Source organism: Rhodohalobacter sp. 8-1 (assembly GCF_038150125.1).
In the GTDB taxonomy this organism is placed as follows: Bacteria; Bacteroidota; Rhodothermia; order Balneolales; family Balneolaceae; genus SW132.
Genome location: NZ_JBBVMF010000010.1, coordinates 142,502 through 155,900, shown reverse-complemented (window position 1 = coordinate 155,900; position 13,399 = coordinate 142,502). Strand labels below are relative to the sequence as shown.

At 43.8% G+C, this 13,399-nt stretch carries 9 protein-coding genes and 1 tRNA gene; 6 read left to right on the top strand and 4 right to left on the bottom strand.

Annotation, left to right across the window (positions count from 1 at the left end; translation table 11 throughout):
- Positions 1-13 precede the first annotated feature (13 nt).
- Complete coding sequence (locus AABW11_RS12000; protein ID WP_340105347.1) at positions 14-2,689, top strand: hypothetical protein; 2,676 nt, start codon at positions 14-16, stop codon at positions 2,687-2,689.
- A gap of 215 nt (positions 2,690-2,904) precedes the next feature.
- Here the strand turns inward: AABW11_RS12000 and AABW11_RS11995 are convergent.
- Positions 2,905-2,978: transfer RNA gene (locus AABW11_RS11995), tRNA-Ala, on the bottom strand.
- A gap of 143 nt (positions 2,979-3,121) precedes the next feature.
- Here AABW11_RS11995 and AABW11_RS11990 point away from each other — a divergent pair.
- Positions 3,122-4,096: an OmpA family protein gene (locus tag AABW11_RS11990; protein ID WP_340105346.1), complete on the top strand. Its 975-nt coding sequence runs from the start codon at positions 3,122-3,124 to the stop codon at positions 4,094-4,096.
- 363 nt (positions 4,097-4,459) lie between these two features.
- Here AABW11_RS11990 and AABW11_RS11985 read toward each other — a convergent pair whose 3' ends face one another.
- Positions 4,460-6,838, bottom strand: a complete 2,379-nt coding sequence (locus tag AABW11_RS11985; RefSeq protein WP_340105345.1) for a DUF5686 family protein — start codon at positions 6,836-6,838, stop codon at positions 4,460-4,462.
- A gap of 93 nt (positions 6,839-6,931) precedes the next feature.
- Positions 6,932-7,975, bottom strand: coding sequence for an ABC transporter ATP-binding protein (locus tag AABW11_RS11980; RefSeq protein ID WP_340105344.1), 1,044 nt, complete (start codon positions 7,973-7,975; stop codon positions 6,932-6,934).
- A 460-nt stretch (positions 7,976-8,435) separates the two neighbouring features.
- Here AABW11_RS11980 and AABW11_RS11975 point away from each other — a divergent pair, with 460 nt between their 5' ends.
- The 4 genes from AABW11_RS11975 (at position 8,436) to AABW11_RS11960 (ending at position 11,758) form a co-directional block, all read left to right on the top strand.
- Complete coding sequence (locus tag AABW11_RS11975; RefSeq protein WP_340105343.1) at positions 8,436-8,954, top strand: SPOR domain-containing protein; 519 nt, start codon at positions 8,436-8,438, stop codon at positions 8,952-8,954.
- A gap of 282 nt (positions 8,955-9,236) precedes the next feature.
- Positions 9,237-9,587, top strand: a complete 351-nt coding sequence (locus AABW11_RS11970) for an STAS domain-containing protein (protein WP_340105342.1) — start codon at positions 9,237-9,239, stop codon at positions 9,585-9,587.
- Positions 9,588-9,599: 12 nt separating this feature from the next.
- Positions 9,600-10,022: an ATP-binding protein gene (locus tag AABW11_RS11965; RefSeq protein WP_340105341.1), complete on the top strand. Its 423-nt coding sequence runs from the start codon at positions 9,600-9,602 to the stop codon at positions 10,020-10,022.
- Positions 10,023-10,027: 5 nt separating this feature from the next.
- Positions 10,028-11,758, top strand: coding sequence for a PP2C family protein-serine/threonine phosphatase (locus tag AABW11_RS11960; protein WP_340105340.1), 1,731 nt, complete (start codon positions 10,028-10,030; stop codon positions 11,756-11,758).
- On the opposite strand, the gene AABW11_RS11955 is transcribed toward AABW11_RS11960, so the two are convergent.
- Positions 11,745-13,280 carry a transglycosylase SLT domain-containing protein gene (locus AABW11_RS11955; protein ID WP_340105339.1) on the bottom strand — a complete coding sequence of 512 codons (1,536 nt, stop codon included), beginning with the start codon at positions 13,278-13,280 and terminating at the stop codon, positions 11,745-11,747. The two genes, AABW11_RS11960 and AABW11_RS11955, sit on opposite strands and share 14 nt — an antisense overlap.
- Between the last annotated feature and the right edge of the window lie 119 nt (positions 13,281-13,399).

The following is a 13,399-nucleotide window of genomic DNA, read 5'->3' as shown; positions in this document are numbered from 1 at the left end:
CTTATTATAACCTGTGCATTTTTTAAATAAGCTTTCCAGATTTACACTGGGCACAATTATTTTGCTCTCCCTGCTATTTACGTCTTGCTCAACGGGGAGTGCCGGTCATTGGTCTGACCTGGTTCCCGCCGACGCGCCTTTTTTGATCGTTCCTGAGCAAAATCAGTCGATTACGGATCTCCTCGATCGTCCGTTCATACCGCAGCTGGATGATCTTACACCGTCAGCGATGCAGCTCACCGGCAGTATCAACCAGGCCGCCGCTGAGCAGACACATGTTGAAGCTGTCGTTCTTTATACAGATCAATCCAATCAATGGCAGCCGGTCTGGATTATTCGTTACATGCCCGGCATTATGGCAACGCTGAAAGATCAATATCAAAGTGAATTTGCTCAAAACAGATACACCTTCAGGGGTTACACCATTGAGAGGCTCCAGATATCGGACAGAGAGATTTATATTGTTTCGTCCGGTGACTACTTGATCTTTTCTGAATCCAGTTTAGGCGTGGAAAATTCGCTCCGTGCCGTTCTTGAGCAAGAAAAACGCATGGATCTGTCTGATGAAAATATTCAGCCCGGATCTTTTATTGCCAACACAGAGTCTCTGCCAAACTGGATCATGCAGCTCGCAGATATCTCTTACCGGCCGTTTCTGTATGATACATTCCGGGGCGGCGAACCGATACACTTCAAGCTTGATGATGCTCCGGCTGACAGTGCATCCTGGCGGCTTACCGGCCAGCTTTCACTTGAAGATGACCCCTCTGCCCTGCTCCGGTCCTTGACATCCTCTCCACAGGAATTCACGCTCGACCGCTACATTCCAAATAATGCAGCAGCATTCTCAATTCTTCGGCTTGAACCTCGTGCTGTCCCACAAAATGGCACTGACCCCGAGAATGAAACCGACCGGTATCTCACAGAAAACAGTGACATCTGGAGTGCTATCGCCTCATCATTGAGCGAAGAAATAGCGTTTGTGTCATTTGCCGAATCAGGCTCAGAAAGCACCAGTGAGTATCTGTTTCTGCGTCATTTATCTAGTGCTTCAGACCTTCGAACCCAGCTAAATCAACTAACCACGCTCAGCGGCGTCACACGAGACGGTAATACATATATTGTCACCAGCCGGCTTCTGGGCTCCTTAATCGGTTCCGAATTAAATTCCATGCGCGATTTTTATCTTCATATCCACCGCGATGTAGCAATTCTTGCACAGCGAAGAGGTCTTGCAGAAAGTGTCCCCGGAGATGCTAACAGGCGCCGTGTAATGTACTACAACGATGATTATATGATGGTGCGAGATAATCTGAACGAAAACCTCAGTTCGCTCACCTACGTGAATACCGACCGGTTTGAAACTTATATCCAGCCCTGGCTTTTTCCTCAAAATAATTTTGGATCTCTGATTTCCAATCTCGATCTGCTGGTGATCTCATCAACCCGTGAAGCCCCGGAATCCACAACGTTATCTATCCAGTCTTTCCAGCGTGAAGTCACGGATGAACCGTACCGCGAACGCTGGATCTTTCCCATTGCCGGAGCTGATATAACCGGACAGCCTGTGCTGGCAGATATCACATCGAATGCGAGAAATGAGGTTATTTTCACCACATCTGCGGGATCGGTGTTCGCACTTGCCACAGATGGCACCGAAGTTTTACAGGTTTCCACACAGGACAAAACACCCATTGGCCAGCCAATTGTATACGACTGGTACGGAAACAATCAAAACGTAATATTGCAGGCGGCCGGCAATAGTATTTTTGCCTGGAACGCCAATGGGTCACTTTTACCCAATTTCCCAATCACACTTGATGAAGAGATCACGACGCCACTCACAATTGAGGATGTAACACGCACCGGTATAGCTGAAATAATAGTAGCAACCGCCGACCGCTCCCTGCATATTTTAAACTCAAGAGGAGAAGCGCTATCGGGATGGCCGCAGGAAGTTAACGCAGTGATTTCAAGCCGGCCGTCGATCATGGCATTCGGAACAGATCGAATTGTTTTTGCAGCTACTGAAAACACAATTCACGCATGGAATACAGAGGGTGAAATCAGAAACGGATTCCCATTGTTTATGGAAACGTCTGTTTACGGTGTACCGCTGCTTTACAAAAACCATTTGCTCAGCGCCGGCCGCAATGGTAATCTCTATTCGATTGGGTCGACACCGTTGTTTGCTGACTCATTAAGCAGCATTACAAGAGACGATTCACTGGTTGTTCAGCGGCTCCAGGTGTCAAGCGGAAGCCTCAATACGAAACCTCAGATTGAAAACATTTTACTTAGAAATGAAGATGGGTTTTTCCGTGAAGATCTGATCATTCTTCAGAACAGCAATGGATCAGTCTTCATGTACAACCTGGCGGGAATCCTTCGTTTTACGAAATCGATGGGCCAGCCCTCATCCGATAATTTTCCACCCGCTGTGCTTGACATAAATAAAGACCAGCGCATGGACATTGTTGCACTGGCCGATTTTGGGCGAATATATGCATGGGAAATATTAACGGAGCAACGATTATATGACTTGCCGACCACAGGCATGAGCTACCCGCTGATTTCTGATTTATATGGTGATGGAAACAACGAGATTATTGCACACACAAGGGAAGGTATCAGGTGCTGGACAATTTTGGAGACACGAACTGAATCGGAACAGGCAAGCGAAGATTAACAGGCCTTATTGAGATTGATAATAAATCGTAATTCGTTGGAACATATAGACTCCCAAAATCTTTACACTTATATGAACACAGAAGATTTGTGATCAATATATTGCGATTAAGTTTGATCAGTAAAGCCTTATGGTAAGTAAATACTTGCCGTGATGAGCTTGAAAATTTGACTAAAAACTCAAAAATTACAACAAACTTGTAATCTCGAAAAGAGTGGAGCTACGGGGATTCGAACCCCGGACCTTCGCGCTGCCAGCGCGACGCTCTAGCCAGCTGAGCTATAGCCCCATTCAATGAGGTGCCAATATATCACGATTTCTTAACAGAATCCAAAAAAAGGTTTTTGTTTGAGATCGTTTGTTGTGTATTTTTGATATTAATATATAAATTAAGCATTCTAATATTTTACTAACCGTACAGAGGATTCTTTTATGCTAAAATCACCAAAATATATCTTAACAGCCCTTTTAATTTCAGGGTTAACTTTTTATGGATGCGGAACAAGCGGCCCTGGCCCGGAACCCGATCCTGTAACACTTGAATGGCTGATGTCTCTATCTGATGAGCAGCTGATGGAAAGAGATACCGATGGAGATAGCTTAAACGACTATGATGAAATTTATGAGCACGGCACTGACCCACTATCACCAGATACTGATAACGACGGGCTCAATGACTATGACGAAATAAACGTACATGGAACCGACCCTCTGAACGATGACTCCGACAATGATAACCTCACCGATGGTGATGAAGTAACAGTCTATGGCACTGATCCACTCGACTCCGACAGCGATAGCGACGGCCTTTCTGATGGACAAGAAGTAAATGAGTATTACACAGACGCATTAAATGCGGATACCGATAGCGATGGGCTTTCGGATGGAGAGGAAGTAAATGAATACGGCACAGAGCCTCTCAATCCTGACACGGATGGAGAAGGGTTTGCTGATGGCCAGGAAATCGAAATGGGCACAGACCCACTCGATGCCAATGATCCTGCTTATATTGAAGAGCTTACCACAATATATTTCAACTTCGATAAATCTGACATTACCGACCGTGCTGCACAGAGACTATCAGAAAATGTTGAGACACTCTTGGATATTCCCGCATTCAGAGTTCGTGTTGATGCATACACAGATCATGTTGGTGGCGATCAATATAACCTCCGACTTAGTCTCCGCCGCGCAAGCTCTGTTGTCAGCTTTTATACCGACAACGGAATCAGCGAAGACAGAATTGAAAGCCGTGGCTTAGGAAAAGCACCCGTACCATGTTCTGAAGCAGAACAAGATGAGAACACTCCTGGCTGTGAGCAAAACAGACGTGCAGAGACTCATCCATTGAATCCTTATCAGTACTCACCAGCAAGTTATGATGCTGTAGACCCGGTACAGTACTAATAAGTACATAACATATATTTGATGCGAAAAAGGCGAGTGATTTTCACTCGCCTTTTTTTATTCCTTTAAATTCTAGTTATCTCTTCCGTTTACGAATTCATCCACTTAAAAATAGACCCGGCGTTAACATCTCACTTCTGATTTCTGCTCATTCAAACTATTTTGAATGCATGGAATATATTCTCCACTCACACTTGTATAGGTAACCTGTGTTTGATTTATTAACACGGATAAATTAGTTCCTCTTGGTTGCATGTATGCATGCATAAATAAAGATCAGAAAAGAGAGCCTCAGAGGTGTAAAAAAAGCGTTGTTAGATATCCATTTAAACCGCTTTTAACGTCAACACTTCTCCGGTCAAATCAAAAATATCTGGGTACGCTAATTCCAATAAAGGTTCCCTGGGCATCAAGTCGTTTTGCAACGTCAATTCTCATAATACCAAAAATACTGTTCAGGCTTATTCCTGCCTCAATATGTATTCTATTGGTGGTAAGGTCTGATGGAGTCATTATTGAGTTATTATCAGATTCTGCATAACCGGCTGCCCCAAAAATAATCACTCCCCAACCCCGGTCTGCAAGGGGTTTGAGACCCATCAGCTCAAACGGAATTGTCCTGAAATTATGCTCGGCTGATACAGTCCAGTACTCACTGCCTGTAAAGGGCCGGTTTCGCCTGGTTTTTAGTGTACCGAATGGCGTAAACCCTGACAGTGATCCATCAACCACTCCCATCTTCTGGGTAACGTGGTCTCCCATCAAAACGCCTGCAGAAAACTTCAGATCGAGCGTATTTGCAAAAACGCGTCTTCTAAAGAATGTTTCCATATTCCAGTTCGCGCTCATGCTCAGTTTTGTAAACATCACGTCACTTCCCAGTGCCGGTACCGATCGCTCGGCTGACAATCTCAGCTGGCGGCTACCACTTACTCCAAATGTTGAATTTTGCCTGTTCAGATCCAAAGTCAGCTGCATTGTATTTATTTGCCCCTCTGTTACCGGCAAATTCGGCCGTCTGATATTATGCCATCCAAACAAACTGTAATCATAAATCGTGTTTTCCCCGGTTTGAATGGATTGATCCCTGCCTGAGACAAAGGAAAGTGACACATCCATTAACGGTAAAAGCCGCCTCACGTCAATACCCGCCGAGTATCTCTCTTGCCGGAAATAATCAAAATAATCCACACCACCCAGAACGGCTTGAAAACCATTCATAAAACTACTGTAGATGCTGCCGCTGTGTATTGCGGTAATGTGATTGTCGTAATTACCCATCAAAAATATCTGTGTTCTTGAATCTTTAACCGGTATTTTCTGGCGAATTCCGGCCCCGTAATTAAGAAAGTCTGCATGAAAACTATAGCTGGAATAAGCAGACGCATCAAGCCCGATCTCATTAATCACATTCCGGTAACCGAACCCTGCATTAAATCCATCAACCCGATTAAAGCTGCCTTTCAACTCAAGACCTGACGGCAGAATTGATCCTAATCCCATCGCAACGGATTGGCTATCCTCGTCATCCATTACGAGGCCCGATAGAAATCCTTCGGGCTTAAATGCTTTTTCAAGTGTATTTGTACTGTCAATTGATTCGTAGGCAAGCTCTTCCTCCCTTGTTAGCGGAACCATTTGCCTGGAAAAATCGGCCATACTGTCTGCATCTACACGCGTGAGAACATCCTCCTGCTCATATAAAGAATCGGGGAGATCGACATTTACCTTGTATTCCGACAGCCGTGAGGTCTGGTTAAATTTTATTGCCGGGAACCTCAGGCCCACCATCTCAATCCGAACCGTTCCATCGATTCGCATATCAATCGGCAGCCAAATATTTCCATCAAAATTACTGTACTGCTGACGGTATGAAAGATTAAATTCCTTTATTGGAGGCGGAAAGGAAACCACACTATTTGGCTTTAAATTAACTTCAAGAAGTGCATAGTCAACACCGTGAACATAAGCGGTTCCGATAAAAAGAGGCTGTAATCGACGGGCCGGAATAATGTTGATGACATACACGGGGTCACCGTCAATTTGTGTTGTCTCAACCAACCTGAAGTCATAGTAGCTCAGGGCATCCGGGTGCGTGATCCCTACCATTTCATAACCCGCTACCGTTATATTATTGTCATAGAAGTTTGGGAGAAACCGTACACCTGCAAAGTTTTGATCGGCCCCGATATTTGTGGTCTGCCTTCTGTAAAGCTGAATCTCCCGATGCCCCTGTTCGCGGTCCCAAAAAGAACGGGTTCCGCTTTCGGTGATAGACACAATAGACGTATCATTTTTAAGTACCTGGCGAGTAAAAGCATCCACCTCATAGGTATTAAGCTCTGCTCGCCACAGCTGTTTTCTCGCGATAACGCGTTCCATGATGGATAGCCCCGGGTCCTGGTCTGTTACCACGATTTCGCCAAGCTCGGTTACAGATGGATTCAAGCGAACTTGCAGGGTATCAGCTGGCTGCTCAGTCAATTCAAGCTTTTCGCTTTCGTAGCCTATATATCGGATCAGGAGTGTAGCGGGAAACTGGTCTACATCAATCGAAAATTCACCTTCCAGATTGGCTATTGTGCCACGAAACGTACCCTCATAGAGTACAGTGGCCGACGGAAGAGGCTCCCCGCTTTTGGCGTCTGTTATAATTCCGTTGACTGTCTGGCCTTGGGCGGCTTGGTATGATATAGCAAACAGAAACGCAATGAGCAGAAGCAAGGGACGGGAAAGAGTCATTACAAGTGGTTTGATTTAAGTCGGGGGGGATGCCACTCATACGCATACAGTAAGTCCAGCGTTGCGATAGAATCTCAGTTTTGTTTGAGGCGATCAGTCCTCTTCTTCGAGTACCACAGCCGGTTCAAGGGGCTTCACGACAACTTCATCGCTTGGTTCAAATAGCACCCTGTTATCGGTATGAACAATGTAGCGGTCACTTCCAAACTCTACATGGTAGGTAATATCGTGGCCTTTAAACTCTCTTGCTGCAATTATGCCAAGTTTCGATTCATCAGTAGTACCATTTGGTTTCTCGAGTGTGAGATGCTCCGGACGGATTGAACAGGTAATGTGTCCCTGTGCCCGGCAGTTCAGCCGCATCAACCCAAGATTTGTATCAACATAATCGGTATTGTTGACATCTGCTTCGAACAGGTTTGTTTTCCCGAGAAACTGTGCTACAAATTTAGTTTTTGGCTTATAGTAAACTTCTTCCGGCGTGCCGATCTGTTCAATTCTCCCGTTATTCATTACGCCAACTCTATCAGCAAACGAAAGGGCTTCTTCCTGGTCGTGTGTTACAAGCACAGCGCTCATCCGGGCTTTCTTGATAATCGACCGCACCTCTTTGCGGGTCACAGTTCGGAGCATGGCATCAAGATTTGAAAACGGCTCATCAAGTAAAATCAGTTCCGGCTCCGGGGCAATTGCACGGGCGAGGGCCACTCTTTGCTGTTGACCGCCAGATAACTCTGCGGGACTCCGGTCTTTAAAATCTCCCATGCCCGTTCTGCACAACACCTCTTCAGCGAATACTTTACGCTTATGCTTAGGCAGATCGGTTAACCCGAAAGCAACATTTTCAAGTGCTGTCATATGCGGAAACAATGCATAATCCTGAAATACAAACCCAATACCCCTTTTTTGAGGCGGCACATGGTTTCCGGTTGATGAGAGGATCTCGCCGTTAAGCATCACAAAACCAGAATCTGGTTTTTCGAAACCGGAAATAAGCCGCAGTGTCGTCGTCTTTCCACAACCACTCGGTCCGAGGAGAGCAAATATTTCGTCTTTCCCCACATGAAACGTCACCTGTTTTACAACAGGATTGTTTTTTTCGTAGGATTTTTCAATTTGATCAACGACTAGTAACATCTTTTGTTTCTAACGGGGTTATCCAGCGGAAGCACCAGCTTATTTAAATTCAGTCTATATAAAATAGCGAATATTTCTGATACCGTAAACCTCATCATCTAAAATGTATCGGTAATGAAGATGACTCAGATAATGAGTGAGTTTCAAGCAATTTGCATGTAAAGATTCAAATCCACAATCATCCGGGAATAGTTAAATCATATACCGAATAAGTTGAATCCACCGTAATTCAATATCTGCCGGAAGCTCCATCCATCGGATACATTCGAATCCTTACATGCAGCTAAAATGTTGAGTGACAATATCATATAATACCGGCCCGAATGAGACACGGGCGTTAATCGGGCATGTCAAAAAATTAACTTTTTCATTTCAATAAGATCAGAAATACATTTCACAGGTATAATTAATATTGTATTTTTACATATGTGACTAATAACTATTAACATAACCTTCTGCCATGAAATCAGCGCTGATCTATATAACAACTATTTTTTTTACAATTGCATTATTTCAGGCTTGTTCGCCCGAGGAGCCTGAAGTTGAGCAAACTACAGAAGCAGTACAGGATTCATTAGAACAGGTATATGAAGCCGAAATGGAGCAGATGAGACAGGATAGTATTGCACAGGCAAGAGAAGACAGCCTCGCAGCGGCTCAGGAGCAGGAACAGCAGCAAAACCGGATTGAATATTCAGAAGATGGAGAGTATGTTGTTCAGATTGAAGCGTGGAGATCTCAGCAGAAGGCTCAACAGCAGGCTAATCAATGGATTAACAGAGGATATGATCAGGCTTATGTTGTATCGTATGGTAATGAGGATACGGGAAATGTGTGGTACAGAGTCAGAGTTGGAGAGTTTGACTCACGTGAAATGGCACAAAGGCTTAAGTCTGAACTGGAAGAGGAATACGGAACTGCATCATGGATAAGCAGAATCGGACAGCCTGTTGAAAAAGATGCCATGCAGAGTAATTAATATTATATCGCGTAATACACTTAGTCGAATACGCCTAAATTGTTCTGAATGAGTAGATTACGTTTTTTCTGCTGTTAATTCACAAACTTTTTTACTATACTGTGAATGCGCTCAAGTAGCGTCTCTCTTGATGAATAGTCAGGGCATCACGCCGGATACGTGTGATGCCTTATTTTTTTCTGCTTTCCTGTAACAACGTTTCTCAAATATTCGTAGTTAACTTTGCCCCCTGACTCGATAATTCTATATTTGAGCATCCACCTAACACAACTCCAATATTACATGAATACTTTTAGCATTAATCAAAGAAGTAAGCTCGGATGCACGATTTTAGATTTGCAAGGTGAACTGGATGCTCACACCGCTTCTGAACTTGAAGCTGTTTTACAAGACCTTATTGCCCGCGAAAATCTTAGAATAGTTGTGAATTTCGATCAGCTCGACTATATAGCAAGTGCCGGTCTTGGTGTTTTCATGGCCTATATCGAAGATGTAAGAAGCGAAGGAGGAGACATAAAGCTTACAAATATGAATAAAAAAGTCTACAATGTTTTCGACCTCCTTGGATTTCCTGCTCTATATGATATTCTGGATGACGAATCTGAAGCAATTGATAAGTTCTCTAACTCATAAGTGAGTCTGCATTTGGGTACGAACACAACATATCGGAAAACAATACCGGCATCCACAAAAAATCTCTCTGAGATCAGAAATTTTGTGGCACAGCACGCTACATCCCATGGCTTTGAACACCAGCAAATCGCTGATATAAGGCTTGCTGTGGATGAGGCTATCACCAATATTATTAAGCATGCTTACAATGGTGAAGAAAATCACACCATAGAGATTGAAGTGATATTTAAAGATGATCGAGTTTGTATTGAGCTGTTTGATACCGGAACAACGTTCAACCTCAGAACTTTCCCCCAGCCTGACATCAAAGAAAAAATTAAGCAGAAAAAACGTGGCGGAATGGGCGTCTATTTAATTCACTCTCTCATGGATGATGTTTCATACGGCCGCGAAGAGGACTCCAATAAAATGGTAATGTGTAAATACAGAACATAATTATAGTGACACCTTCTCATCAAAATGCCAGGCAGCGCTCGCGATTAGATCTCAAAACGGTATTAGAAACCAGCCGTGTACTCATTGAAGCCAAGGACGTTCAGTTTGTTCTGGAAAACCTGGTAAGAATTTCGATGGGTAAACTACTGGTCTCGAGAGCCGCCATACTTCTTTATGATGATGAACGATCTATTTATTCGGTACATGCCGCAAAGGGCAGCGCTGATCTTAAAAAGATTAGTACTTTAACTCTGAATCTGGATGCTGAAGATCTTGATCAACCACATTTTCAATTAAAAGATCTCCGTGATACCTCGAACAAGTTAAATTCTCTCCTTCCCGGCGGCGTCCTTTTCAATTTGAGAACCAGCACAAGCCACCTTGGTTTTCTTGTGATATCACAGAAGTTTACTCAAAATGATTTTACAGAAGAAGAGCTGGAGTTTGTCGAGAGTCTCTGTATCATTTCATCTACGGCGGTTGCCAACAGCCGTATTATCGATCAGCTGAACCAGGCAAATCGCAAACTCGACCAGCGAATTCATGAGCTGAACACACTGTTTGACCTCTCCAAAGAATTCAATTTGCTGTCGAACCGGGATAAAATATCCCGCATTTTTAAGTTTGCCCTGATGGGGCAGCTTCTCATTCGATCGTTCTTTTTGATTTACAGAACTGGAGACGGTATAGAGATGCTTACATCCAGTAATTTTTCCGGGGCCTCTTCACCCGATATACTCCAAAAGCTGTTCGACAGCACAGAAGAGATTACTCACGTTACCGAAGAACTTGGCGAATCGATCCCATCACTTAAGACATCAGGTATTTGTTCGCTGATTAGTATTTCAGTTCAGGGACGAAAAATAGCAGTGATTGGTGTTGGGCACAGGGCTAATGAAAAGCCTCTGACTGAAAGCGACTATAATTTCCTGAAGTCACTTGCCAACCTTGCAGTAAACTCTATTCAAAGAACTTATCTGCTTGAAGAACGAATTGAAAAAGAGCGGATGGAGGAAGAACTATTACTTGCCAAATCCATTCAAAACAGACTGCTGCCCGATCCTATTCCAGATGTAAAAGGCCTCGATCTATCAGCCATCACCGTTAGTTCTTACCAAGTAGGCGGTGACTATTTCGATGTAGCGGAAACGCCCGACGGTAATCATATTTTTGCGATTGCTGATGTAACGGGAAAAGGGTTTCCCGCAGCTTTACTGATGGCAAATCTACAGTCGATGTTGCACATCTTACTACCGTTCGATATTACGCTGACACTGGCCACGGAACGGATAAACGACCTTATTTTTGCAAATACCCCAAGTGATAAGTTCATTACGTTTTTCTGGGGAAAGTATCACCATAATACAAGAGTCTTTAAGTATGTAAACGCCGGGCACAATCCGCCACTTTTGCTGCGTAAAGGATCAGACAATTTTAGCGAGCTTTCTGAAGGCGGGCTGCTGCTTGGCGCTATGGAAAGTATGGCACCCTACGAGTCAAAAGACGTGACGCTTGAGCCCGGTGATCTTGTGGTATGTTTTACCGATGGCGTAAATGAGGCTCAATCAGAAGATATGGAAGAGGAATTTGGGATGGAGCGCCTGTATGAGGTAATTCGTAATAACAGGAACGAGCGCTCGTCTGTTATCCGGGACAAAATTATCAAGTCTGTAACAGAGTTTGCAGGCGGGCATCAGTTTGATGATGTGACACTGGTAATTTTTAAGGCACACTAAAATCTCTGTTGCCGGTTATATTGGAGAAACCTTGTCCTTGCTGCCGCTCCGAAAGAGCTAAAATGGTTTCATATGTTCGGTATCGGTTCATAATTTCATCTACATACTGAACGGTTTCTATACCGCGTGCAAACCCATGACGCGCCTGCTGATAATATCTCCGCTGCATCAGTTTCAGCAACGCGTCGGCAACATTTTCCCATTCATTAGGATTTTTATTTTGGTCAATTACCAAACGCCTGGCATCGGCAATATGGCCCATTCCAGAATTATATGCCGCGAGTGCAAACTTCACCTGATTCGTTGAATCGAGATAAGAATAGTGTTCGAGATGCTCCTTGAAGATATTTACGCCCTGCTTGATGTTTGTTACGGGATCGTAAAGCTGCTCGTATTCAACTTCGACAAATCTCGGAATAACCTGCATCAAACCTACGGCCCCCGCCCAGCTCTTGCTGTTAGGGTTGAATTCAGACTCCTGTGCAATCATGGCCGTTACCATCAGCCAGTCTACATTCAATGAGTCCGATACACTTTTTATAACTTCATCATAAGGTGAAATAATCCCCATGGTTTGATATTGCCACTCGGGATTGTAATACTGTGCAATTTGTGGTCCTTCCTGGAAATATCTCTGCCTCAGTATATTTAAAAATGTTGAACGCCGCGGCCTCTCCCTGTCCTGTGTAAACCTAAAGTGCTTGTACAAAAATTTGTTCATTTCATTCTTCAGATCCGGAGCATTACTGCGGACGGCCCAGGCAATCGTATCATTCTCGGCGATAGTTGGCCCGGGAAACAGGCCATCCATGTAGCGGTTGGTTGCGTCGAACATATTATCGTCAGCCACAGTTGCCATAAGGTTACCCTGTGCAACTTCAACGAGGGCCGCTTCCGTATCTAGTTCGCTCGGCAACATCTGAATATTCAGATCGTATCCCTGGTCCTGTAATTCTGAAAGTTTTGTATAGTAAGAGCTATTTCTCCGAACAGAAATGGGGATCTCCCGCTCTACAAGTTCTTCTAATGTTTTTGGGATAGGCGATAACTCAGTAGAAAACACAAGAATTTGGTCCACAAGATTATAAGGACGCGTGAAATCAACAATTTCCCTTCGTTCCGGTGTGATCGTGTAATTTGCTGCAATTACATCCCCGTCTCCGCTATTCAAGAGTTCAAATGGATTTTCATCTGCACCTACAATGACGACCTCAAGTGCGAGATCGTTTTCCCGCGTAAATTCCCTGATAAGCTCATATTCAAACCCAACTTCTATTCCCTGGTTCAGAAAATAGGTATTTGAACTATAGTAGGTAATCATCCGAAACGTGCCCCGTTTCTCAATTTCTGCAAGATCTCTTTGAACAGGTTCGGATACCTCTGGTGAAAAAGTGCTTTCTTCAGCTTTAAGGTCCGTTTGCTCATCTGACTCTGCACAACTTATCGCCGTCAGTAAAAGCAGGACCGTCAGCCCCTCTTTTAATCTTTGTTTAACAGTATTCTTTTTGTAGCCATTTTCCATTTATAATGGATTCGTTACAATTAATGAAGCGCTAACGTATTGCTAATGATAATTTTATGATTGTTTCTCATATTATCTGAATAACGTTATGCCATGACAAATCGTTTTCTCACTTCTAT

What these genes read in the sequence shown, in the direction of transcription:
- AABW11_RS11990 (WP_340105346.1), top strand. Translation starts at nt 3,122, where the DNA reads ATGCTAAAATCACCAAAATATATCTTAACAGCCCTTTTAATTTCAGGG.
- AABW11_RS11985 (WP_340105345.1), bottom strand. Translation starts at nt 6,838, where the DNA reads ATGACTCTTTCCCGTCCCTTGCTTCTGCTCATTGCGTTTCTGTTTGCT.
- AABW11_RS11980 (WP_340105344.1), bottom strand. Translation starts at nt 7,975, where the DNA reads ATGTTACTAGTCGTTGATCAAATTGAAAAATCCTACGAAAAAAACAAT.
- AABW11_RS11975 (WP_340105343.1), top strand. Translation starts at nt 8,436, where the DNA reads ATGAAATCAGCGCTGATCTATATAACAACTATTTTTTTTACAATTGCA.
- AABW11_RS11970 (WP_340105342.1), top strand. Translation starts at nt 9,237, where the DNA reads ATGAATACTTTTAGCATTAATCAAAGAAGTAAGCTCGGATGCACGATT.
- AABW11_RS11955 (WP_340105339.1), bottom strand. Translation starts at nt 13,280, where the DNA reads ATGGAAAATGGCTACAAAAAGAATACTGTTAAACAAAGATTAAAAGAG.